This is a genomic window from Shinella sp. GW835-FHT14H05, assembly GCF_058793575.1.
Genome location: NZ_JBXAFY010000001.1, coordinates 132,820 through 156,225 on the forward strand (window position 1 = coordinate 132,820; position 23,406 = coordinate 156,225).

The 23,406-nt window shown below is 65.7% G+C and carries 21 protein-coding genes; 10 read left to right on the plus strand and 11 right to left on the minus strand.

Annotated elements, in window-relative coordinates; all coding sequences use genetic code 11:
• The first annotated feature begins 6 nt into the window (after positions 1-6).
• The 4 genes from kdpB to AC1Q6Z_RS00635 are packed head-to-tail and all read left to right on the plus strand — an operon-like array spanning position 7 to position 6,006.
• Positions 7-2,043: a potassium-transporting ATPase subunit KdpB gene (gene kdpB / locus AC1Q6Z_RS00620; protein WP_492646388.1), complete on the plus strand. Its 2,037-nt coding sequence runs from the start codon at positions 7-9 to the stop codon at positions 2,041-2,043.
• 2 nt (positions 2,044-2,045) lie between these two features.
• Positions 2,046-2,615 (plus strand): potassium-transporting ATPase subunit KdpC, encoded by a 570-nt coding sequence (kdpC, locus tag AC1Q6Z_RS00625; RefSeq protein ID WP_492646389.1) that lies wholly within the window; start codon positions 2,046-2,048, stop codon positions 2,613-2,615.
• A gap of 8 nt (positions 2,616-2,623) precedes the next feature.
• Positions 2,624-5,317 (plus strand): ATP-binding protein, encoded by a 2,694-nt coding sequence (locus tag AC1Q6Z_RS00630; RefSeq protein WP_492646390.1) that lies wholly within the window; start codon positions 2,624-2,626, stop codon positions 5,315-5,317.
• Entirely contained in the window at positions 5,314-6,006 is a 693-nt protein-coding gene (locus AC1Q6Z_RS00635; protein WP_492646391.1) for a response regulator, read from the plus strand. The genes AC1Q6Z_RS00630 and AC1Q6Z_RS00635 overlap by 4 nt, the downstream gene beginning before the upstream one ends.
• 7 nt (positions 6,007-6,013) lie before the next feature.
• On the opposite strand, the gene treY is transcribed toward AC1Q6Z_RS00635, so the two are convergent.
• The 3 genes from treY to treZ all read right to left on the minus strand — a co-directional run bounded on the left by treY (position 6,014) and on the right by treZ (position 10,805).
• Positions 6,014-8,521, minus strand: a complete 2,508-nt coding sequence (treY, locus tag AC1Q6Z_RS00640) for a malto-oligosyltrehalose synthase (protein ID WP_492646392.1) — start codon at positions 8,519-8,521, stop codon at positions 6,014-6,016.
• 69 nt (positions 8,522-8,590) lie between these two features.
• Positions 8,591-8,965 (minus strand): CBS domain-containing protein, encoded by a 375-nt coding sequence (locus AC1Q6Z_RS00645; RefSeq protein WP_439617679.1) that lies wholly within the window; start codon positions 8,963-8,965, stop codon positions 8,591-8,593.
• A gap of 61 nt (positions 8,966-9,026) precedes the next feature.
• On the minus strand, positions 9,027-10,805 hold the full coding sequence (treZ, locus tag AC1Q6Z_RS00650; RefSeq protein ID WP_492646393.1) for a malto-oligosyltrehalose trehalohydrolase: 1,779 nt from the start codon (positions 10,803-10,805) through the stop codon (positions 9,027-9,029).
• A 223-nt stretch (positions 10,806-11,028) separates the two neighbouring features.
• On the opposite strand from treZ, the gene glgX reads away from it, so the two are divergent.
• Both glgX and AC1Q6Z_RS00660 read left to right on the plus strand, forming a co-directional pair.
• On the plus strand, positions 11,029-13,113 hold the full coding sequence (gene glgX / locus AC1Q6Z_RS00655; protein ID WP_256119708.1) for a glycogen debranching protein GlgX: 2,085 nt from the start codon (positions 11,029-11,031) through the stop codon (positions 13,111-13,113).
• A 10-nt stretch (positions 13,114-13,123) separates the two neighbouring features.
• Positions 13,124-14,182 carry a DNA topoisomerase IB gene (locus AC1Q6Z_RS00660; protein ID WP_492646394.1) on the plus strand — a complete coding sequence of 353 codons (1,059 nt, stop codon included), beginning with the start codon at positions 13,124-13,126 and terminating at the stop codon, positions 14,180-14,182.
• Positions 14,183-14,208: 26 nt separating this feature from the next.
• Here the strand turns inward: AC1Q6Z_RS00660 and AC1Q6Z_RS00665 are convergent, their stop codons facing one another.
• The 5 genes from AC1Q6Z_RS00665 to AC1Q6Z_RS00685 form a co-directional block, all read right to left on the minus strand.
• Positions 14,209-14,769, minus strand: coding sequence for a type 1 glutamine amidotransferase domain-containing protein (locus AC1Q6Z_RS00665; RefSeq protein WP_492646395.1), 561 nt, complete (start codon positions 14,767-14,769; stop codon positions 14,209-14,211).
• 62 nt (positions 14,770-14,831) lie between these two features.
• The gene (locus AC1Q6Z_RS00670) at positions 14,832-15,089 is read right to left on the minus strand and encodes a DUF2934 domain-containing protein (protein WP_492646396.1); all 258 of its coding nucleotides are present in this window, start codon (positions 15,087-15,089) and stop codon (positions 14,832-14,834) included.
• A gap of 32 nt (positions 15,090-15,121) precedes the next feature.
• Positions 15,122-15,388: a DUF982 domain-containing protein gene (locus AC1Q6Z_RS00675; RefSeq protein ID WP_492646397.1), complete on the minus strand. Its 267-nt coding sequence runs from the start codon at positions 15,386-15,388 to the stop codon at positions 15,122-15,124.
• Positions 15,385-15,777, minus strand: coding sequence for a CBS domain-containing protein (locus AC1Q6Z_RS00680; protein WP_435266456.1), 393 nt, complete (start codon positions 15,775-15,777; stop codon positions 15,385-15,387). Before AC1Q6Z_RS00680 ends, AC1Q6Z_RS00675 begins: the two co-directional genes overlap by 4 nt.
• A gap of 16 nt (positions 15,778-15,793) precedes the next feature.
• Positions 15,794-16,000 (minus strand): hypothetical protein, encoded by a 207-nt coding sequence (locus tag AC1Q6Z_RS00685; RefSeq protein ID WP_492646398.1) that lies wholly within the window; start codon positions 15,998-16,000, stop codon positions 15,794-15,796.
• A 138-nt stretch (positions 16,001-16,138) separates the two neighbouring features.
• Between AC1Q6Z_RS00685 and AC1Q6Z_RS00690 the strand changes: the two genes are divergently transcribed.
• Both AC1Q6Z_RS00690 and AC1Q6Z_RS00695 read left to right on the plus strand, forming a co-directional pair.
• Positions 16,139-16,921, plus strand: coding sequence for an SDR family oxidoreductase (locus tag AC1Q6Z_RS00690; RefSeq protein WP_439628979.1), 783 nt, complete (start codon positions 16,139-16,141; stop codon positions 16,919-16,921).
• Positions 16,922-16,981: 60 nt separating this feature from the next.
• Complete coding sequence (locus tag AC1Q6Z_RS00695) at positions 16,982-18,493, plus strand: malonate--CoA ligase (protein ID WP_492646399.1); 1,512 nt, start codon at positions 16,982-16,984, stop codon at positions 18,491-18,493.
• Here the strand turns inward: AC1Q6Z_RS00695 and AC1Q6Z_RS00700 are convergent.
• The gene (locus tag AC1Q6Z_RS00700) at positions 18,481-19,377 is read right to left on the minus strand and encodes a LysR family transcriptional regulator (protein WP_492646400.1); all 897 of its coding nucleotides are present in this window, start codon (positions 19,375-19,377) and stop codon (positions 18,481-18,483) included. The two genes, AC1Q6Z_RS00695 and AC1Q6Z_RS00700, sit on opposite strands and share 13 nt — an antisense overlap.
• Before the next feature lie 104 nt (positions 19,378-19,481).
• On the opposite strand from AC1Q6Z_RS00700, the gene AC1Q6Z_RS00705 reads away from it, so the two are divergent.
• Positions 19,482-20,669 (plus strand): cyanate transporter, encoded by a 1,188-nt coding sequence (locus AC1Q6Z_RS00705; protein WP_492646401.1) that lies wholly within the window; start codon positions 19,482-19,484, stop codon positions 20,667-20,669.
• Positions 20,670-20,713: 44 nt separating this feature from the next.
• On the opposite strand, the gene AC1Q6Z_RS00710 is transcribed toward AC1Q6Z_RS00705, so the two are convergent.
• Positions 20,714-21,550 carry a bifunctional allantoicase/(S)-ureidoglycine aminohydrolase gene (locus tag AC1Q6Z_RS00710; RefSeq protein WP_439617670.1) on the minus strand — a complete coding sequence of 279 codons (837 nt, stop codon included), beginning with the start codon at positions 21,548-21,550 and terminating at the stop codon, positions 20,714-20,716.
• A 72-nt stretch (positions 21,551-21,622) separates the two neighbouring features.
• Positions 21,623-22,213 (minus strand): ankyrin repeat domain-containing protein, encoded by a 591-nt coding sequence (locus AC1Q6Z_RS00715; protein WP_439617777.1) that lies wholly within the window; start codon positions 22,211-22,213, stop codon positions 21,623-21,625.
• A gap of 352 nt (positions 22,214-22,565) precedes the next feature.
• On the opposite strand from AC1Q6Z_RS00715, the gene AC1Q6Z_RS00720 reads away from it, so the two are divergent.
• Entirely contained in the window at positions 22,566-23,351 is a 786-nt protein-coding gene (locus AC1Q6Z_RS00720; protein WP_435266451.1) for an ABC transporter substrate-binding protein, read from the plus strand.
• The last annotated feature ends 55 nt before the right edge of the window (positions 23,352-23,406 follow it).

Below are 23,406 nucleotides of genomic sequence, written 5' to 3' on the forward strand. Positions count from 1 at the left end.
CAATCCATGTCAAAGGACCACCAGGCTCCGGGCCTTTTCGACCCCGCCATCGTGCTGCCGGCCGCCCGCGACGCCTTCGTGAAACTCGATCCGCGCCAGCTCTTGCGCAATCCGGTGATCTTCGTCACCGAAGTCGTCGCCGCCGTCGTCACGATCCTCTTCCTGCGTGACCTCGTCGCCGGCAACGGTCAGGCCGGCTTTTCCGGCCAGATCGCCGCCTGGCTCTGGTTCACCGTGCTTTTCGCGACCTTCGCGGAGGCCGTCGCCGAAGGCCGCGGCCGCGCGCAGGCGGACAGCCTGAAGCGCACCAAATCGGAACTCGTTGCCCGGCGCCTCACGGCATCCGGCGCGACCGAGACGGTGCCCGCCACCAGCCTCACCGTCGGCGATGTCGTGCTCGTCGCGGCCGGGGAGCTGATCCCCGGCGATGGCGAGGTGATCGAAGGCGTCGCCTCGGTCAACGAAAGCGCCATCACCGGCGAATCCGCCCCTGTCATCCGCGAATCCGGCGGCGACCGCTCGGCCGTCACCGGCGGCACGCAGGTGCTGTCCGACGAGATCAAGGTGAAAATCACGGTGGCACCCGGCTCCTCCTTCGTCGATCGCATGATCGCGCTGATCGAGGGTGCGCAGCGGCAGAAGACGCCGAACGAGATCGCGCTGTCGATCCTGCTCTCCGGCCTGACGCTGATCTTCCTCTTCGTCTGCGTCGCCATCTGGGGCCTTGCCGGCTATTCCGGCACGGTGCTGACGGTCACGGTTCTCGCAGCCCTGCTCGTCACGCTCATCCCGACGACGATCGGCGGCCTGCTGTCCGCCATCGGCATTGCCGGCATGGACCGCCTCGTGCGCTTCAACGTCATCGCCACCTCGGGCCGCGCGGTGGAGGCGGCCGGCGACGTCGATACGCTGCTGCTCGACAAGACCGGCACCATCACCTTCGGCAACCGCATGGCGAGTGATTTTGCGCCGACGCCGGGCGTGACGCAGTCGGAACTCGCGGAAGCCGCGCTGGTCGCGAGCCTCTCCGACGAAACACCGGAAGGCCGTTCCGTGGTCGCGCTTGCCACGGGCGAGTTCGGCGTCGCCATGCCGCAGGCGCGCTTCGATGCGGTGATCGAGTTCACCGCCGAGACCCGCCTGTCCGGCGTGGATATCGGCGGCCGGCGGCTGCGCAAGGGGGCGGTCGATGCCGTGCTGCGTTTTGCTGGCCTCAACGAAGGCGATGCGCCGGCCGAATTCCGCCGTGCCGTCGAGACGATTGCGCGCAGTGGCGGCACGCCGCTGGCCGTTGCCGATGGCCAGCGCCTGCTCGGCGTCATCCACCTCAAGGATATCGTCAAGCCCGGCATCAAGGAGCGTTTTGCGGCCCTTCGCGCCATGGGGATCCGCACCGTCATGGTGACGGGCGACAATCCGGTCACCGCCGCGGCCATCGCGTCCGAAGCCGGCGTCGACGATTTCCTCGCCCAGGCGACCCCGGAGGACAAGCTCGCCTATATCCGCCGCGAGCAGCAGGGCGGCCGCCTCATCGCCATGTGCGGCGACGGCACCAACGACGCGCCGGCACTTGCGCAGGCCGATGTCGGCGTCGCCATGCAGACCGGCACGCAGGCGGCGCGCGAGGCGGCGAACATGGTGGACCTCGATTCGAGCCCGACGAAACTCATCGAGATCGTCGAGATCGGCAAACAGCTCCTGATGACGCGCGGCTCGCTGACCACCTTCTCCATCGCCAACGACGTGGCAAAATACTTCGCGATCATCCCGGCGCTGTTCGTCGCGACCTATCCGGCGCTGAACGCGCTCAACGTCATGGACCTCGCCTCGCCGCAGTCGGCCATCCTCTCGGCGGTCATCTTCAATGCGCTGATCATTGTGGCGCTGATCCCGCTCGCACTTCGCGGGGTTGCCTATCGCCCGGCCGGTGCCGCCGCCCTGCTTCGTCGCAACCTTCTCGTCTATGGCGTCGGCGGTCTCCTTCTGCCTTTTGCAGGCATCAAGGCTATCGACCTTGCCGTCAGCGCCCTACATCTGGTGTAATCATGCTGAACCATCTTCGCCCGGCCTTCACGCTTCTCCTCGCCCTGACGCTCTTGACGGGGCTTGCCTATCCGCTTGCCGTTACCGGCATCGCGCAGGCCGTCATGCCGGCCGCCGCCAATGGCTCGCTGATCGAAAGGAACGGCGCCGTCATCGGCTCCGCCCTCATCGGCCAGGCCTTCGCCACGGACAAGTATTTCTGGCCGCGGCCCTCCGCGACCGGGCCGGAGGCCTACAATGCCGCCGCCTCGTCGGGCTCGAACCTCGGCACCACCTCGGTCAAGCTCCGGGATCGCGTGCAGGCGGATATCGACCGGCTGAAGGCGACGGGCATCACCACGCCCATCCCCGCCGATGCGGTGACGACCTCCGGCTCTGGCCTCGACCCGCATATTTCCCCTGAATTCGCCCGCGCGCAGGTCGCCCGGGTCGCGAAGGCGCGGGGATTGCCGGAAACGGCCATTGCGGACCTCGTCACGCAGCAGATAGAAGACCGTCTTTTCGGTTTCATCGGCGAGCCGCAGGTGAACGTGCTAAAGCTCAATCTGGCGCTCGACGCGCGGGGATCATGAGAGGACGAATGGCGGACGACGACCGCGACGACAATCGCAGACCCGATCCCGATGCATTGCTTGCCCTGGCGGAGAAAGACCGCCGGGGCAAATTGACCGTTTTCCTGGGGGCTGCACCCGGCGTGGGCAAGACCTACGCCATGCTCGCGCGCGCCGGGCGGCTGAAGGCTGAAGGCGCCGACATCGTCGTGGGCCTCGCCGAAACCCATGGGCGCAGTGAGACCGCCGCCCTGCTCGATGGCCTGGAAGTGCTGCCGCGCACGCGCGTCGCCCATCGCGGCCGCGTGCTTGAAGAATTCGACCTCGACGGCGTGCTCGCCCGCCGCCCGCGCATCGTGGTGGTCGACGAGCTTGCCCATTCCAACCCCGAGGGTAGCCGGCATCCGAAGCGTCACCAAGATATCGAGGAGCTGATCGCCGCCGGCATCGATGTCTGGACGGCGCTCAACATCCAGCATCTTGAAAGCCTCGCCGACCTGGTGGCGCAGATCACGGGTGTCACGGTGCGCGAGCGCGTGCCGGATGTCGTGCTGAAGAAGGCCGACGAGGTCGTGCTGGTCGACCTGCCGCCGACGGAACTGATCGAGCGGCTGAAGGAGGGAAAGGTCTACCTGCCGGAAAGCGCCAGCCGCGCTGTCGACCGCTTCTTCCGCCTCGGCAACCTGACGGCGTTGCGCGAACTCGCGCTGCGCCGCACTGCCGACCGCGTCGACGACCAGATGGTCGATTACCTCAAGCAGAACGCCATCGAAGGCCCGTGGGCGGCCGGCGAGCGGCTGCTTGTCTGCGTCGGGCCGGACGATCTGTCGGAAAAGGTCGTACGCGTCGCAAGCCGCCTTGCCTCCGGCCTCAACGCCCCCTGGCTCGTCGTTTCGATCGAGCGGGCGGACCGGGAGGTGGAGACGACGGTGCGCCTGCAGCGTATGGAAGGGCTCTTTCGGCTGGCCGAACAGCTCGGGGCCGAAACGCGCCGCGTGGTCGGCAATGATTTCGTAGAGGAAATTCTGAAGCTGGCGCGGCGCGAGCACGCGACGCAGATCGTGATCGGCGCCAGGCGCCACCATGGCTGGACGCGGTTTTTCTCGCCCTCGCTGCCGGATGCGCTTTCTCGCCGCGCGGCCGGCCTCGGCGTTTATTTCGTGACACCGGACAAGAAGGAAAAGCTGCCCGTCCCCACGCGCCTCTCGCCGCCCAGGGTTGCCTCCTTCCGGCAATCGGCGCTCATTGCGGTCGCCTTCACCGGCGCCATGGCGGCCGTCGGCAAGATGATCGACATGGTCGCGGAACTTCCGAATATCTCGCTGCTCTTCCTGCTCGCCGTGCTTGGCGCGGCCGTGATGGGCGGCTATGTCTCGGCCTTCATCGCCGCGGTCCTCTCGGCGCTCGCTTACAACTTCTTCTTCATCGATCCGCTGCACACCTTCACGATCACCGCGCCGCACGAAGTCTTCGCGCTCGTCGTCTTCCTGACGGTGGCCATCATCGCCGGCGGTTTCGCCTCGCGCATCAAGGAGCAGGCGGAGGTCGCCCGCGTGCGTGCCACCGCGCTGCAATCGCTCTACGATTTCTCGCGCAAGCTCTCGACGACGGCCAAGGCGGACGATGCGATCTGGGTTGCGGTCTCGCATCTCCAGGCAAGCCTTAAGCGCAACATCGTGCTGCTGCTTCCCGACAAGAGCGATCTCAAGGTCGCCGCCGTCTGGCCGCCGGATACGGAACTCGACGTCACCGATTTCACGGCGGCGCGCTGGACGCGCGACAAGCAGGAACAGGCCGGTTTCGGCACCGGCACCCTGCCGAACAGCCGTTTCGAGTTCCGTCCACTGATGGGGCCGCACGGGCTCGTCGGCGTCTGCGGCATCCAGCAGACGGATGTGCGCCTCGACATCAACGCGGAACGGGCGCTCTCTGCCATTCTCGACCAGACGGCGATCGCGCTCGACCGGGCGCGGCTTTCGGAGGCGAGCGTGGAACAGGCGGCGCGGCTGGAGGGAGAACGCTACCGGGAGGCGCTGCTCTCCTCGATTTCGCACGATCTCCGGACCCCGCTCGCCACGATCATGGGCGCCGTCACCAGCCTTCGCCAACTCGGCGACAAGATGACGCCCGAAAGCCGCGTCGACCTTCTCCAGTCGATCGAGGAGGAGGGCAGCCGCATGAGCCGCTTCGTCGGCAATCTGCTCGATATGACCCGCATCGAGGCCGGCACGCTGAAGCCAAAGAGCGACTGGGTCGATGTTCCCGATGTCGTGCAGTCTGCCGTCGAGCGGGCGCGAAAATATTTCCCGGGCCGGCTGATCGAGACGGGCATCGCGCCGGACCTGCCGCTCGTCGAGGGCGACAGCGTGCTGCTTGGCCAGGTGCTGTTCAACCTGCTCGACAATGCGGTGAAGTATGGTGGCGACGAGCCGGTCAACGTCTATGCCCGGCGCGACGGGGCGGATGTGCTGATCTCCGTCACCGATCTCGGCAAGGGTATTCCGCCCGCCGAAATCGATCGCGTCTTCGAAAAGTTCTACCGGCGCGGCAAGCCGGACGGGCGCTCGCCCGGCACGGGGCTCGGCCTCTCCATCGCCCGCGGTTTCGTCGAGGCGATGGGCGGGAAGATCCATGCGGAAAGCCCGGCGCTGAAGAAGAAGGGCACGCGCATCGTAATCCGCTTCCCGGCCGGCGACAAGACGAAGGCTTGTAAGACGCCATGACGAACGAGCGTATCCTCGTGGTGGATGACGAGCCGCAGATCCAGCGGTTCCTGCGGCCGGCGCTCAAGGCCGCCGGCTACGACGTCGTCGAGGCGGCGACGGGCGGCGAGGCTCTGAAGGCGGTGGCGACCGCCGCGCCCGATCTCGTCATCCTCGATCTCGGCCTGCCGGATATGGACGGCAAGGAGGTCATCGCCAGCCTGCGCGGCTGGACGACCATCCCGATCATCATCCTCTCGGCCCGCGAGCGCGAAAGCGAGAAGATCGCGGCCCTCGATCTCGGCGCCGACGACTATATCGAAAAACCCTTCGGCATCGGCGAGCTGACCGCCCGCATCCGCAACGCGCTACGCCACCGCGAGCGCGCGGAGGCAGCACCCGCAACGCTTTCCACCGATGGTCTGGTGATCGATACCGTGCGGCGGCTGGTGTCGCGCGATGACGAAGCGGTGCGCCTGACGCCAAAGGAATACGACCTGCTGACGCTGCTCGCCCGCCATGCCGGCCGGGTGGTCACGCACAAGACGCTGCTCACCTCCGTCTGGGGGCCGGCGCATGGCGAGGACCTGCATTATCTGCGCGTCTTCATCGGCCAGCTCCGCCAGAAGATCGAGCGCGACCCGACACATCCCGCCATCGTGCGCACCGAACCCGGCGTCGGATACCGGCTGGTCGTCGACCAGGAGTGACGCCCGCCTAGGCGCTGACGAGCAGGGCGACAGGCTCGGTTTGGAAAAGTTCGGCAATTGCCATCGTGCGGCCGAGCGTGAATGTGCGGCCGTCGAGTGCCGACCGAACGGCGCGGCCTTCGAAGCCGGCGGGAACCGTCAGTGCGAGGCCGTGCGTGGCGTCGTCGGTGAGGAGCAGGGCGTCGGGCCGCGTCTTGCCGAAGGTCAGGCGCGGAACGATGGTCAGCGCAAAGGCCTGCGGCGTGCCGCGCAGGAAGGCGAGGGCCTGCCGATTGCCATCGGACAGATCGATCGGAACGTAAGGCCCCGCGAACAGATCGGGTCGCTGCGCCCGCTCTGCGAGCACGGTTGCGACCAGCCATTGTTTGTAATCCATGAAATGGGCGCGCGCCGGCTGCGGCCTCTCCGGCACGGCCAGGGAGGCGACGTCGAGCAAGGGCCGGTTGTCGGGATCGACAAGCGAGAAGTCGGCGCGCTCGCTGCCCTGATAAATGTCCGGAATACCGGGCGCCGTCAGCTTGACCAGCGTCTGCGCCAGTGAGTTCATCAGCCCGGCATCGATGAAGGGGGAGAGCGTCTCGTTGAAATCCTTGAGGAATGGCTCGTATCCGAGCAGGTCGGTGACAAAGCCCATGACCTTTTCCTCATAGGCGATGTCCGGCTGGCTCCAGTCGGAGGCGAGTTTTGCCTCGCGCAGTGCTTTTTCGATATAGGGGGTCATGCGCGCGCCGAGCGTCTGCATGGCCGCGTGATCCTCCAGGCCGCCGATTGGCCAGATGCCGGCAAGTGCTTGGTAGATCAACCATTCCACATCCGGCTCCGGCACATGCGCGCGGCGAAAACGGGCGTTGAGGGTGGCCCAACGCTCCGTCGCGGCAATCCAGCGGTCCGGGGCCTCGCTCAGCGTGTAGAGCCGCGCCCTTGCGTCCTCGCCGCGCTTCGTGTCGTGCGTCGAGGTCGCAGACAGGCCCTTCGGCATGGTTTGCGCGCGGGCCGAAATGGCGGCGTGGAAGGCTTCGGGGCCGCCGGTCGGCCGGCCGGGATCGCCGCCGACCTCATTCAGCGCGATGAAGGCGTTTTCCCGGTAGAACAGCGTGTCTTCCAGTGCCTTCGCCATGATCGGGCCGCTTAGCTGCTGGAGGCGGGTGCGGAATTCGACGCAGTCGGGCAGCGCCTTGCAGGTCTCGTCGTCGACAAGCAGCTCGAAGATGAAATCGATCGCCTCGCGAACCTCCGGGCGCGCCGCATCCAGTGCCTGCTGGCGGGCGGCCGAGAGCACGAGCCGGTCGCGCTCGTCGCCGCCGGCGGCCGTGGTGTAGGTTCGATAGACGGGGAGCGCGATGACCAGACCGCGGATCGCGTCGACGAGCGTCGTGCGCGAAAGGTCCGCCTGCGCCCTGTCGGCGAGCGCCTTTGCCAGCATGGCGACGCGCTTGACCTCGCCCTCGAAATTTTCCGAAAGCATCTGCCGTTTGCTGGCCTGCATCTCCTCGCCGTAGCTGCCGGCATGGCCCTCGCGCCGCAGCGGCGCGAAGGTTTTTGAAAGCCTGCCGCCTTCCTGCTCGTCGACCAGCGCATCCGCCAGCGAGGCGATGAATTCGTAACCCGTCGTGCCCTCGACGGGCCATGACGTGGCGAAGGGCTCCTCCTTCTCCAGGATTTTTTCCACGAAGATGGGGAGGTCGGGGCCGACGGCGCTGCGCAACCGCTCCAGATAGGCCGCCGGATCGGCAAGCCCGTCGATATGGTCGATGCGCAGGCCATCCACGGTGCCGTCGCGCACGAGCGCAAGCGTCAAGCGGTGGCTGTCGTCGAAGACCTGCGGGTCTTCGACGCGCAGCCCGACGAGGCCGGCAATCTCGAAGAAGCGCCGGTAGCTCAGATGCCGCCCCGCCGTCTTCCAGTCCGTCAATCGCCATGGCTGCGCCGCGTGAATCGCCGCGATGCGTGCCGGATTGCCGGAAATCTGCTCCAGGTCCTCAGATCCCTCCAGAGCCTGATCGTGGGTCCCGGGATGCAGGGGATAGAAGCTGTCGTGATAGCGCAGCGCCAACGTGTCGTGCGCGGGGTCGAAAGCGAGGCGAATCGTGCCGTCCGCAACCTCCTCCTCGAAAGCCTTGCCGAGGAAGGGCAACGTCAGCCGTTCCGTCCAGTCGATATCGAAGTGGCGGGCGAATGGGCTGTCCGCTCCCAAGGCCACGACGCTGTGCCACCAGGGATTTTCGAGGTGCGCCGCCATATGATTGGGCACGATATCGAGGATGAGTCCGAGGCCGCGGGCGTGCAAGGTGTCGGCCAATGCGCGCAGCCCCTCAAGGCCGCCCAGCGCCGGGTCGATCTCGTTGGCGTCGGTGACGTCGTAACCGTGCGTCGATCCGCGGACCGCCGTCATGACCGGCGACGCGTAGAGGTGGCTGATGCCCAGTCGCTCCAGATAGGGCACAAGCCGGCATGCGCCTGCGAAGTCCATGCCGTTGCGGAACTGGAGGCGATAGGTCGAGTGGGGAAGTGTCATGAGGTCCTGGGCGTGCGGTTTCAGCGGCTCAGTAACGCATATCCTCCCGATTTGTTCCATCCGCTTCCGTCAGGCTGCCCGGTGGCGCTTGAAATCTGTCTGCGAAACGACGCCCACCAGCCGGTTCTGCCGGTCGAGCACGGCGAGGCGGCGAAGGTGTAGCGATTGCATGTTGGCGATCACGTCTTCCGGTGCCTCGTCGTCGTAACAATAGGTGATGTTGGTTGTCATGACGTCGCCGACCTTCGTGGTTTCCGCGTTCAGCCCCGGCGCGACGACGCGTAAAATGATGTCGCGATCCGTCAGCGTGCCGACCAGACCGCTCGCATCCGCCACCGGCAGGAAGGCGATATCCCACTCGGCCATCAGGCTTGCAGCATATTGCAGGGTCTCCTCCGGCCGGACGAGGTGGACATTGCGGGTCATGATATCGCCGATGGACATGGGGGACCTCTTTTTGCACTTTCTCTAAGAACAGACGACGGGGACGTTGGTTCCAACAGCCCTAGTTCCGGCGACGGTCGACGGCGATGATGATCGAGGGGCCGGGCGCGGTGCCGGCGGTCTGCTCGAAGATGGCCTCGCCGCCGATCGATGGCCACTGTTTGCCTTCTCGCGTGAAATTCGCGCGAATACCAAGCGTCGCCGTCGCAAAACGCCAGTCGATGGCGAGAACGCCCTCCTCGGTGGAAAACACATGCGGCTGGGGTGCCCCTCCCGCGAGCAACGGCGCGACATGCATCTGTCGTAGCCGGATCAGTTCGCGAACGAAAGCGATCTGCCGTCGGCCATCGATTGAGGCTGCCCGGGACCAGTCGAGTTTCGAGCGTTGAAGCGTCTCCTCGGACATGGGATCGGGGAGGTCGGCGATGATCTGGCCCGGCTTCAGACCGCCGAATTTTTCCGCCTCCTTCTTGCGGCCTTCCTGCACGGCCCGCGCCAGATCTCCCTCGAAATCGGCGAAATACAGGAACGGCCGGTCCTCGCCATATTCCTCGCCCATGAAAATCATGGGAACCGGCGGGGCGAGAAGCAGGAGCGCGGTCATCACATTGAGGAGCGTCGGATCGGCAACCGTGACGAGCCGGTCGCCGAAGGCGCGGTTGCCGATCTGGTCGTGGTTCTGCAGGAAGTTGACGTTGACCTGCGGCGGTAAAGGATCTTGCGGCGCCGGGCCGACGCGATCCCGGTTGCGATCCGCGTGGATGAAACCGCGGGCGGTCGCTGCGCTCAGAGCCTCAAACGGTTTTTCCACGAAGGCCGCATAGTGGCCCTGCTGTTCACCCGTCGCGATGACATGCAGCGCGTGGTGGAACTCGTCGTTCCAGCCGGCCGTATAGTGATGCACGATGCCGCCGTCGCGGTTGAGCAGGCCTTTGCGGCTCAATTGGTCCTCGACGACGAGATGGATCTGGCGGTCCGGCACGGCCTGGCGGATGGTCTGCGCCATTTCGAGCAGCATATGGCTTTCGCTCTCGTCCTCGATTTCTTCGGTCGCGTCGAAGCGCAGGCCGTCGAACCGGTGGTCGACGATCCAGTGTAGCGCATTCTCGATGAAATAGCGCCGCACGGCCTGCCGCTCGAAGGCGAGGGCCGCGCCCCAGGGCGTGTGGCGCTCGGGGTGGAAGAAGGGCGGGGCGATGCGCGGCAGGATGTTTCCGGCCGGGCCGAAATGATTGTAGACCACGTCGAGCAGCACCATCAGGCCGTGGCCATGCGCCGCATCGACCAGCGCCTTCAGGTCGTCCGGCGTGCCGTATTCGCTGTGCGGCGCATAGTGCAGCACGCCATCGTAACCCCAGCCACGGCGTCCGGCGAAATGGGCGACGGGCATGATCTCGATGGCGGTGATGCCGATATCGCGCAGGTGGGCGAGCCGCTCGATCGCCGCGCGAAACGTGCCTTCCGGCGTGAAGGTGCCGATGTGCAGCTCGTAAACCACCGCCTCTTCCCACGGGCGCCCCTTCCAGCCGGGGTTCTGCCAGGCGTAGCGGCCATGATCGACGATGACGGAGGGGCCTTCGACGCCATTTTTCTGGGCATGGGAGCCGGGGTCGGCGATCTCGGTACCGTCGGCGAGCCGGAACGTGTAGGCGTCGCCGGGCCGGGCGCGGTCGGTTTCCACCGCATGCCAGCCATCGTCCTCCGACCGCATGCCGATCTCGTGCCCGCCGACAACCAGCGTCACGGCGTTTTCGGCGGGCGCCCAGAGGCGGAACCGTACCCTCCCGTCCTCCAATATGCGCGGTCCCCAGGTTCCTTGCATCGGTGCTGGCTCGCTCATCCGCGTCCTCTTTGTTGCTTTGCAGCAAGATTGAACCGGAAGGCGGCGAAAAAGTTCCGGAACAATCCGCTTCTTTTCGCGTTGCACCATCGCTTTTCAAAGCCCCGGCGGAGGATTCCGCTGTGCGGGTGCGATCAGACATCTGCGACGGCGCGTCCACTCTCGGCGCCATCCGCAGGTTCATCCAGGGGAGGCCAATGCTCGACCGAAGGGGACCTATCGCATGAGTTACTCATTTTCCGAACTCGATTTCATGAAGCCGGAGCTCGGCGCCGAATTCACCGGCGAAGGCACGCATTTCGCGGTGTTTTCCGCCCATGCGGAGCAGATGGAGCTTTGTCTGTTTTCCGAGGACGGCAAAGAGGAAACCGCCCGCCTGGCGCTGCCCAAGCGCGAAGGCGACATCTGGTCCGGGTATATTGCCGGGCTGAAACCCGGCACAGTCTATGGCTACCGCGCGCACGGGCCGTACGATCCGCAGAACGGCCACCGCTTCAACCCGAACAAGCTGCTGCTCGACCCCTACGCCAAGCAAATCGTCGGCGAAATCGCCTGGGACGATGCGCTCTACGGCTACCGTATCGGGGATGCGGCGGAAGACCTTTCCTTCGACGAGCGCGACAGTGCCCCCTTCATGGTGAAGGGCAAGGTGCAGGACCCGGATTTCGACTGGGCGGGCGACGCGGCCATCCGCCGGCCATGGACGGAGACGATTATATACGAGGCGCATGTGCGCGGCATGACGATGAGCCATCCGGGTGTGCCGGAGGAGCTGCGCGGCACCTTCATGGGCATGGCGAGCGACCCGATCGTCGAGCATCTCGTCGATCTCGGCATTTCGGCCATCGAACTCTTGCCGATTCAATACTTCCCGGACGACCGCTACCTGCTGGAAAAGGGCCTGCGCAACTATTGGGGCTACCAGACGCTCGGCTTCTTTGCGCCGCAGCCGCGCTTCCTTTCCGGCCGCGCCGTCACCGAATTCAAGACCATGGTGAAACGTTTCCATGCCGCCGGCATCGAGGTCATCATGGACGTCGTCTATAACCACACGGCCGAAGGCTCGGAGCGCGGCCCGACGCTCAGCTTCCGCGGCCTCGACAATCTCAGCTATTACCGCCTCTCGCCGGACGACCTGCGCCACAGCTATGACACGACCGGCACCGGCAACACGGTCAACATTGCCCACCCGATGGTGCTGCGCATGGTGCTCGATAGCTTGCGCTACTGGGTCGGCGTCATGCATGTCGATGGTTTCCGCTTCGACCTTGCAAGCACCCTCGGCCGCACGCGCCACATCGAATTCGACCGCGACGGCACCTTCTTCGATGCGATCCGGCAGGACCCGATCCTCTCCGGCGTCAAGCTGATCGCCGAGCCCTGGGATGTCGGCGACGGCGGCTACCAGGTCGGCGGTTTCCCGCATCCGTTCCGCGAGTGGAACGACAAGTACCGTGACGACGTGCGCCGTTTCTGGAAGGGTGACGGCGGCCTCGTTTCCGGGCTCGCATCGCGGCTCACTGGCTCCGCGCCGCAATTCAACCATTCCGATCGCGGGTCCACCTCGTCGATCAACCTGCTCAGCGCCCATGACGGTTTCACGCTGATGGACACCGTCTCCTATGACGGCAAGCACAATGAGGCGAATGGCGAGGACAATCGCGACGGCCATTCCGACAACCATTCGCACAATATGGGCGCCGAAGGTCCGACCGACGACGCTGGCATCCTTTCCGCCCGCGATCGCCGCCGGCGCAACATGATCGCGACGCTCATGCTCAGCCAGGGCGTGCCGATGCTGCTCGGCGGCGACGAGCTCGGCAACAGCCAGCAGGGCAACAACAACGCCTATTGCCAAGACAATGCGGTTGGCTGGACCGATTGGGACGGCCTCGACGATCCGTTCCTGAATTTCTGCAAGGGCGCGATCGCCTTCCGCAAGGCCCATCCGGCGCTGCGGCAGGAGCGGTTCCTGACGGGCGACGCCGCCGAGGACGGCACGATCGAGATCGCCTGGTATCGGCCCGATGGCGCCTTCATGACCGATGCCGCCTGGAAGGACGGCAACCTGAGGGCGCTCGGCCTGTTCCTCTCGAAGCCGGCGAACGGCGAGGGGCCGGACCAGCTCTTCCTCGTCCTGAATGCCGGCGGGGATTGCCAGGTAAAGCTGCCGGAGGTGAACGGCATCAAGGCGTGGAAGCGCGTACTCGATACCGGCGCGGAAGATGACGCTTATGCCGAGCACCCGGCGCAAAGCCCGGCCATGGTCTACGGCGGCAGCGTCGCCGTCTTCGAACCGGTGGGATGAGCCGCAAAACATGGCGCCGGACAACCTCAAAGAGACCGGTCTCGTCTATGTCTCCGACAGCGAGCCCGGAATCCGGCGCCAGCGCGCCGGCCGCAGCTTCTGCTATCGCCTGCCGGACGGTTCGCTGGTGCGCGATGCGGCGCTGAAGGCGCGCATCGCCGCGCTCGGCCTGCCGCCGGCCTATCAGAATGTCTGGATCTGCATCGACGAGCACGGCCACCTGCAGGCCACCGGTTTCGACGCGCGCGGACGAAAACAATACCGCTACCATCCCGACTGGCAGGCGCTGAAAAGCGGCGACAAGTTCGACCAGTTGATCGCCTTCGGCCGCGCGCTGCCGAAACTCAGGCGCGCGGTGCGGCGCGATCTCGACGGCGCGCCCGGCACGGTCGACACGATGCTGGCGGCCATTACCGTGCTGCTCGACGAGGCGCAGCTTCGCGTCGGCAACAGGGCCTATGCGGTGGAAAACAAGACCTATGGCGCGACGACATTGCTCAAACGCCATGTCCGGCTTGCCGAGGGGCAGATCGAACTGCGCTTCAACGCCAAGGGCGGCAAGCGCGTGCAGCGAACGCTGAAGCATCCTCGCCTCCAGCGCCTGCTGGAAGATTGCGCCGACCTGCCGGGCCGCCAGCTCTTCGTCTGGAAGGACGACACGGATCTCGTGCGGCCGATCGATTCCGGCCGGCTCAACCTGTATCTCGCCGATATTTCCGGTATCGCCGTTTCCGCCAAGACCTTCCGCACCTGGGCCGGCAGCCTTGCCGCCTTCGCCATGGCGCGCCATGCGGTCGAGGAGGGGGGCCGCCCGACCATCAAGGGTATGGCGCAAGCGGCGGCGGACACGCTGCACAACACGCCGGCCATCGCCCGGTCCAGTTACATCCACCCCGATATCATCGCGCTCGCCGAAGCGCCCGAGGTCTTGCGCCTGGCATTGCGCCGTCCATCGCTTGCCATCACCGGCTTGCGGGCGGAGGAGGAACGTCTGCTGCGCTTCCTCGAAAGCCGCCGCAATGCGCGCCGCCGGGCGCGCAAGAAAACACCGGCCATGCAGGACGCATAGCCAGCGCTTCAGGGTTCAAGCGATGATCAGGCCGCGCGGCGTTCGTGCCGGCCTTCCTCGATTTCCTCGACGATCTTCGCAACGAAAGCATCGAGGTCCTCCGGCGAGCGCGAGGTGATGATGCCCTTATCGGTCACCACCTTCTCGTCGCGCCAGTCCGCCCCGGCATTGATGAGGTCGGTGCGGATCGAGGCATAGGAGGTCGCCTTGCGGCCGCGCAACGCATCGGCCTCGACGAGCAGCCATGGCGCATGGCAGATCGCCGCCACCACCTTGCCTGAGGCGAGGAAGTCCTTGACGACGCGCATCGCCTTCTCGTCGGCGCGCAGGAGGTCCGGGTTGATCTGGCCGCCGGGCAGCACGAGCGCGTCGAAATCCTTCGAGGAGGCTTCCTCCGTCGTCAGGTCGACGTCGACCGTATCGCCCCAGTCCTTCTCGTCCCAACTCTTGATCGGGCGCTTTTCCAGCGAGGCGATCTTCACCGCCGCGCCGCGTTTTTTCAGTTCATCCAGCGGCACGCGCAGTTCGGAGCGCTCGTAACCGTCGGTGGCGAGAATGAGTACGCGTGCTTCCTTGATGGAGGGCATGGCTTATCCTTTCTCATGTGTGGTGCCCCATCGGGGCTTTCCGGAATGCCTTCGCCGCCGCCTCAGTGGCGGAGCGAAGATTCCTCGTCGCTGTCTTCGGGCAGCGATTGGCGGGTGAGGTCGACGGCGGCGCGGGTCGCGTCGTCAGCCTCATGCGAATTGTGTCTTGCGGCATGTTCGGGCAGCGCGACCTTTTCGAGGTCGGCGCGTTCGCGCGCCGCCTGTTCCCAATGGTCGCCATCCTTGCCCTGCGGGCGGCCTTCCGCCTCCCACAGGCCATAGGCACGCTTGCTGATCCATTCCTGGCGTTCGTCGTTCACGATGATATGTCCCTTCGACAAGTGGCAGCGGTCTATGCCGCCGTCCATGAGTTCACGCGGAAGCCTGCCTCCTTGGCGGCCTCGATAAAGGCCCGGCGCGCGAAGGCCGGGTCGTCGTCGCTTACCAGCCCCTGCTCGCAGACGCTTTTCGCCGTCAGTGCCGCAGGTCCGTCTTTGATCGGCCAATGGTTCTTTATGCAGAGCAGGGCGTCGCGCGTGCTTTGCACCCGCAAAACCTGCTGGTCGCCCTCGAGCACGACCGCCTCGTCCCACAGCCGGTCGGTTGCAAAAATCGTCATTGCAGGCCCTCCGCTCTCTGGGTTTCGGCCGGAATATCGACAAGGCTGACGATGCCGACGACACGCCGGTCGTCGTTAACCACCACGAGGCGGCGCACGCCGAGTTCGCGCATGCGGGCCGCCACCGTTTCCGTGTCGTCCTTCTCGTTACACAGCTCAGGCGACACGGTCATGAATTCCGCAATGGCGGTGGAGGTTGAATGTCCCCGCGCCAGAACCGACACGACGATATCGCGATCGGTGATGATGCCGACGATGGCGCCCACGCCCGGCACTTCGACCGGCAGCGCGCCCACTTCGGTTTCGGCCATCAGCCGGGCTGCCGATTGTGCGGTGTCATTGGGGGAGACGGTGACGATCTGGGCGGACATCACGTCCTTGACAAGCATCTTGGTCAGTCCCCCCTCAAAGCCGTCCGTTGATGAGGCTGCGGCCGTTCGGCGCGGCGGGCACGACCACCTCGTCGCGATCCGGCTGGCGAAGCGGCAGATCGACCTGCTGCGGCACGATGACCTGCGGCTCCCAGGAATTTCGGCGTTTGCGGGTGTTGTGAAGGTCGGCGTCCGGGGTTTCGGCGGGTTTGCGGGCTAGCGGCTTCTTCTTCTGGCGCACGGGTACACTCCTGCGAACGGGCTTCGACTGCTGAACAAACGCGGGTGCTGCGGCTTGGTTCCCAAAAAACCGGGGAACCGACGTGTCTCCCGGGCATTGTTGTCGAGCCGAACCGGCATAACGAAGAGGAAGTTGCCCATGCTGTTTGCAGGAAAGGTCGCCCTCGTCACCGGTGCCGGATCCGGGATCGGCAAGGCCACGGCGCTGGCCTTCGCCCGCCATGGCGCAAGCGTCGGCGTGCTGAGCCGTACCGCGGAAGAGGTCGAGGCCGTCGCGAAGGAAATCCTGGCACTCGGCGGCGCGGGTCTGGCACTTGCGGCTGACGTAACGGACGAAGCCTCGATGCGCGGCGCCGTGGAGCAGCTCGTCGCCACCTTCGGCAGCCTCGACGTCGTCGTCGCCAATGCCGGCATCAATGGCGTGTGGGCGCCGATCGACGACCTGAAGCCCGCCGAATGGGATGAAACGATCGCCGTCAACCTGCGCGGCACCTATCTGACGCTGCACCTGACCGTACCCTTCCTGAAAAAGGCGGGCGAGGGCGCCATCGTCGTCGTTTCCTCAATCAACGGCACGCGCACCTTTTCCACGCCCGGGGCCACCGCCTATGCCGCGACCAAGGCGGCGCAGCTTGCCATGGTGCAGCAGCTCGCGCTGGAGCTCGGCAAGGCGCGCATCCGCGTCACCGCTGTCTGCCCCGGCGCGATCGAAACGAGCATCGACGAGAACACCAAGCAGCGCGGGGCGGGCGAATCCGGCATTCCCGTCGTCTGGCCGGAGGGCGACATCCCCGTCTCCGACGGCAAGCCCGGAACGGCCGACGAGGTGGCCGACGCCATCCTCTTCCTCGCCTCCTCGAAGGCCCGCCACATTACCGGCATTCCACTCTGGATCGACGGCGGGCAGGGCCTGTTGCGCTGATCCTCTGGCGTTCCCCGCCGACCTTGTGCAAGGTGCGGGAAAACAGTGCAGGAGGTCACCATGGGCAATCATCTATTCGACGCGATCCGCGCCGCCGCAACACCGGAGGCCGTCTTCATCGAGACCGCCGAGGGGCGCCGCTGGACCTATGGCGAGATGATCGCGTTTTCCGGCCGGCTGGCCGCAGCGCTCGTCGGCCTCGGCGTGCAGCCGGGCGACCGGGTCGCGGTGCAGGTGGAAAAGAGCCCGGAGGCGCTGATGCTCTACCTTGCCTGCGTGCGTGCTGGCGCGGTCTACCTGCCGCTCAACACGGCCTATACGCTGACGGAACTCGACTATTTCATCGGTGATGCCGCGCCGCGGCTCGTGGTCGTCGACCCGAGGTCCGTGAGCGGCGTCACGGCGGTCGCCGAGGCCTATGGCAGCATAGTCGAGACGCTCGATGCGATCGGCGGCGGCAGCCTCATCCAGCGGGCAGGGGGCCAGGAAGCGGATTTTGCCGATGCGGAGCGCGGGACCGACGATCTCGCGGCGATCCTCTACACATCCGGCACGACCGGCCGCTCGAAGGGCGCGATGCTGACGCATGACAACCTGCTCTCGAACGCCCTGACGCTCAGCGAGCACTGGCGCTTCACCAGCGCCGACCGGCTGATCCACGCGCTGCCGATCTTCCATACGCACGGCCTTTTCGTCGCCTCGAACGTCACGCTGCTCTCCGGCGCCTCGATGGTCCTGCTGCCGAAATTCGACGCCGACGAGGTGCTCGGGCTGATGGAAAACGCCACGGTGATGATGGGCGTGCCGACCTTCTACGTGCGGCTCGTGCAGCATCCCGGCCTGACGCGGGAGGCGACCGCCGGCATGCGGCTCTTCGTCTCCGGCTCCGCGCCGCTGCTTGCGGAAACCCATCGCAGCTTTTCGGACAAGACCGGTCACGCGATCCTCGAACGCTATGGCATGACCGAGACCAACATGAACACCTCGAACCCCTATGACGGCGACCGGGTTGCCGGCACGGTAGGCTTCCCGCTGCCCGGTGTTTCGCTGCGCGTTACCGAGGCGGAAACCGGAAAGCCCTTGCCGGACGGCGAGACGGGCATGATCGAGGTGAAAGGCCCGAACGTCTTCAAGGGCTACTGGCGCATGCCGGAAAAGACCGCCGCGGAATTCCGCACGGACGGCTTCTTCATCACCGGCGACCTCGGCAAGGTCGACGAGCGCGGCTATGTGCACATCGTCGGGCGCGGCAAGGATCTCGTGATCTCCGGCGGCTACAACATCTATCCGAAGGAAGTGGAGACCGAGATCGACGGCATGCCCGGCGTTATCGAAAGTGCGGTCATCGGCGTGCCGCATCCGGATTTCGGCGAGGGCGTGACGGCCGTCGTGGTGTTGAAAAAGGGCGCGGGGCTGGACGAAAAGGCGGTGCTCGACGGGCTGAAGGACCGGCTGGCGCGCTACAAGCAGCCGAAGCGCGTGCTCTTCGTCGATGACCTGCCGCGCAACACGATGGGCAAGGTGCAGAAGAACGTTTTGCGCGACACCTATGCGGACCTCTACAAGGCCTGACGCCGCTCCGGCGCGAAATGCCGCTTGAGGATGTCGAGCACCTCGCTTGCCAGTTCCCCGACGATGCCGCCGCGCTCCCAGGAATAGAGCGAGGCCACGACCGGCGGTTCCGGCGCGAAATCGGCGATCGGCTTCACTCGCCATCCCTTCGCCGAATCGACCGGCAGCAGCGACAGGCCGAGGCCCGCCTCGATCGCCATCAGCACGTTGCGCAGGCTCGCGGAGGTGAAGGCGACATACCAGCGCCGCCGCTCACGCTCCATGCGCTCGAACATGGCGTCGCGATAGAGCCCGCCGGGCGGGAAGGTGACGAGCGGGGTGGGATCGGGCAGGTCGCTTGCCGCATCCAGCGCCGTGAACCAGGCGATCGGCTCTTCAAAACTCGACCAGGCGTCGGAACTCGGCACGTCCTCCTTCAGCACGACGATGTCGAGTTCGCCGGAGCGGTAGCGCCGCGTCAGGTCAGAGCGCAGCCCCGTGGTGACGTCGAGGCGCGCTTCCTTGTGGCGCTTGGCGAAGGCCGCGAAGGCATGGGCCATTTCAGGTGTGGCGATATCGTCCGGCATGCCGATCCTGACCGAGGTGGTGCCGGAGGTTTCGGCGACCAGCGTCAGCGCTTCGGTCTGAAGTGCCAGGATGCGCCGGGCGTGGCCGAGCAGGCGCTCGCCCGTCACTGTCAGGCGCACGGGGCGCGCGGCGCGGTCGACGAGATCGCGGCCGATCGCTTCCTCCAGCCGGGCGATCTGCTGGCTCATCGTCGATTGGGTCATGTGCAGGCGGTCGGCGGCCGCCGTGAAACTGCCGGCATCGGCGATCGCCACGAAGGCCCGGAGCAAACGCGGATCGAGCACGGCATCTCCATTGGAAAACGGAATAGTCGCCATCTAAACATCTAATTTGCGCATGATTCAAGCCGGTGCTAGCGATACGCCATGATCGGCGGCGCCCTCGTCGCCCGAACAAGCATTTTCAGCACGAAAGTCGAACCATGACGGATACGCATGCCGGACGCGATTGGGCCATGCTCGCACTGGTCGTCCTGATCGGCCTCAACCTGCGGCCTTTCCTTGCCGCGCCGGCGCCGATCCTGGCGGAAATCGTCGCGGATACCGGACTGGGCTATGGCGGCATCGCCATGCTGACGCTGCTGCCGATGCTCCTGATGGGGCTCGGCGCCTTCGTGGCGCCCGGCCTTCAGGTGAAGCTCGGCGCGCGCCGCGGCCTGCTCATCGCGCTCGTTATCCTGCTTGCCGGCTCGGCCTTACGGCTCGTCGTCTGGGACGGCGCGTCGCTGATCCTCACGGCGGCACTCTCCGGCATCGGTGTCGCCTTCATCCAGGCGGCCTTTCCGGGCATCATCAAGGCGCGTTTTCCGGCGCATGTACCCGTCGTCACCGGCCTCTATTCCGCGATGATCATGGCCGGTGGCGCTTTTGGTGCGCGGCTGATGCCGGTGCTGGTGCATGCCGGCTATGGCTGGCGCGCTGCGCTTGCCTGGCTGGCGCTGCCGGTGGCGATCGCGCTGGCCGCTTCGTGGCGCATCCTCTCGGACGTTCGGTCGGACAGGCCCGATGGCACGCTCACCCGCCAGTTGCTGCGGCGGCCGCGCACCTGGGTGCTGATGGCGGCCTTCGGGCTGATCAATGCCGGTTATACCTCGATGATCGCCTGGCTTGCGCCCTATTATCAGGCGCAGGGCTGGACCAGCACCGACAGCAGCGGCCTCGTCGCCATCATGGCCGCCTGTCAGGCCGCCGCCGCGCTGGGACTGCCCGTTCTCGCCCGCGGCAATGTCGATCGGCGCCGCTGGCTGTGGCTGACGATCGCCTTCCAGGCGATCGGTTTCTTCGGTCTTGCAAGCTTTCCTGCGGCGGCGCCAGCCGTGTGGGCCGGGCTTTGCGGCGCGGGCCTCGGCGGCAGTTTCGCGCTCGCCATCGTCACCGCGCTGGACCATCTGCCGCGGCCCGAACAGGCCGGCGCGCTTGCCGCTTTGATGCAGGGCGGCGGTTTCCTGATCGCTGCGATCGGCCCCTATGCCATGGCCCTGCTGCACGACTGGACCGGCGGCTTTGCCGCTGGCTGGGCGCTGCATCTCGGTTGCGTGCTCGTCACGGCGCTGCTCTACCTGCGCTTCGATCCTCGGCACTATTCGGCCGCGATGCCCGCTTCCGGCTGAACGAGAAAACCCGCGCCGTTTTCGGGCGCGGGTTCTATCGGGGCTTAGCGGCGCGCGCCGAAGGGGCGCAGCGTCATGTGACGGTTGACGTCCTTGTAGAGCAGGTAGCGGAACGGGCCGGGGCCGCCGGCATAGCAGGCCTGCGGGCAGAAGGCGCGCAGCCACATGAAATCTCCGGCCTCCACTTCCACCCAATCTTGGTTGAGCCGGTAAACGGCTTTGCCCTCAAGCACATAGAGGCCGTGCTCCATGACATGGGTTTCCGCGAAGGGAATGACGGCGCCGGGCTGCAGCGTGACGATCGTCACATGCATGTCGTGGCGCAGGTCGTTCGGATCGACGAAGCGCGTCGTCGCCCAGCCGCCATTCGTGCCGGGCATTTCCGACGGCTTGATGTCCTTCTCGTTGAGGATCAGCGGCTCCGGATGATCGAGACCATCGACGGCCTCATAGGCCTTGCGGATCCAGTGGAAGCGAGCATGGGCACCCGAGCGGTTGTGCAGCGACCATTTCAGGCCCGGCGGCAGGAAGGCGTAGCCGCCCGGCTGGAGCGTGTGCTTGCCGGAAGGCAGCGTCAGTTCCACCTCGCCATCGACGACGAAGAGCACGCCCTCGGCGCCCGCATCCTGCTCCGGCCGGTCGCTGCCGCCGCCCGGCGCCACTTCCACGACATATTGCGAAAAGGTCTCGGCGAAGCCGGAGAGCGGGCGGGCGATCACCCAGAGCCGCGTGCCGTTCCAGAAGGGCAGGAAGCTGGTGACGATGTCCTGCATCACCCCCTTGGGGATCACCGCATAGGCCTCCGTGAACACGGCGCGTCCGGTCAGGAGGTCGCTCTGCGGCGGATGGCCGCCGAGGGAGGAATAGTAGCTGCGTTGCATCGTCTCAGGCCCTTTGTCTTGAGTGTTTCCGGTATTGTCTGACGTCGGTCTGCGCCGCCGCCTTGTTTTTGGTTACTTCGCGCCCGCCTTTTCCAGCAGCGCGACGATTTCCCCATAACCGCGCCCGCGGGCATGCTGGAGCGGCGTGACGCCGTCATTGTCCGCGAGATCGACCTTGGCGCCGGCATCCAGCAGCAGGCCGACGATCTTCACATGGCGCGGTCCACCATCGCCAAGGATGATCGCCTCCAGCAGCGCCGTCCAGCCGAGCCGGTTGACATGGTCCACGTCGACGCCCGCCTTGATCAGCGTGTCGACCGTCTCGACATGGCCGCGCTCGGCGGCGGGAATGAGGGCCGTGCCGCCGTAGCGGTTGATGCTCTTGAGATCGGCGCCGTGGGCGAGCGTCAGCTTGAGGATGTCGAGATGGCCGCGCGCGCCGGCATAGAGATAGGGGCTGTCGCTGATGTCGTCCTTGGCGTTCACATCGGCACCGGCCTCGATCAGCGAGCGGGCGGCGTCCACCTTGTTGCCGTGCGTTGCGACGAGCAGCGCGGTCGCCCCGCTCCCGTCCCGCGCATCGATCTCGGCGCCCTTGGCAAGAAGCGCCGTGATTTCCGCGGCGTCATCGGCGGCGGCCGCCTTGTGCAAAGAAAGATCCATGGCGTGGCCTGCGGCAAGAAAGGGGGAGGCTGCCAGGAAAAGCCAGGCCGACAGCAGGGCAAGTTTCAGCATGCGCTATCCCATTGGTTTGTGGGCCCGAAATTAGCAGGGGGCGGGGCTATTAGAAAATTAAATGTATAAATCCACATCATGCAGAAGATGGAATTCCCCTAAGCGGCTTCGCTCGATGCTAAAGCCTTGAAGATGCCAGCGAGGCTGACCATCGCCTTCACCACCGATCCCGAATGGGCGGATTGAGCATTCTTCTTCAGAATGCTTGGCATTTTGACTATCTATTTGTGTAATGCATGATCCTGCCCGATCTTCCCTGGAGCCAAAAAGGGGAACGATCATGTTGAAGACCATTCTGTCCTATGCCGTGGCCGCCGGCCTCGCCTTCTCCGCCGTCGCCATGCCGCTGTCCGCAAGCGCGGATGAGCTGGAAACCATCAAGTCCGCCGGCGAATTCAGGTTCGCTAACAGCGGCGCCTATCCGCCCTTCAGCTTCGTCGACGACAAGAACGAAGTGGTCGGCTTCGACGTCGATATCGGCAACGAGATCGCCAAGCGTCTTGGCGTCAAGGGTGCCGGCGTCAGCACCGCCTGGGACGGCATCATTGCCGGCCTGCTTGCCGGCAAATATGATTCCGTCATCGGCAGCATGACCATCACGCCGGAGCGTGAAAAGGCCGTCGATTTCGTTGGTCCCTATTACAAGTCGGGTCGCGGCGTCTTCGTGACCGAAGGCTCCGACATCAAGTCTATCGACGACCTCAAGGACAAGACCATCGGCGTGACGCTCGGCGAGACCCATGAAAAATGGGCGCGCGAGCGCGGCGGCTGGGAAATCCGCACCTACAAGGGCCTGCCGGAACTGTTCCTTGAGCTGAAGGCCGGCCGTATCCAGGCTATGATCGTCGATGCCGTGCCGGTATCGATCGCCGTCAAGGAAACCGGCGAGAAGGTCGTGAAGCTCGACGTCGCGGAATTCGCCGGCACCGAGGACAAGATCGGTATTGCCATCCGCAAGGGCAATCCGGAGCTGAAGGCCGCCATGCAGAAGGCGCTGGACGACATGATGGCCGACGGCACCTATGAGGCCATCGCCATGAAGTGGGTCGGCTCGGATATCCGCTGATCGTCCTTGAATGGTGGCTCCGGCAGGCGTGATCGCGCCCGCCGGCAGCCTCACC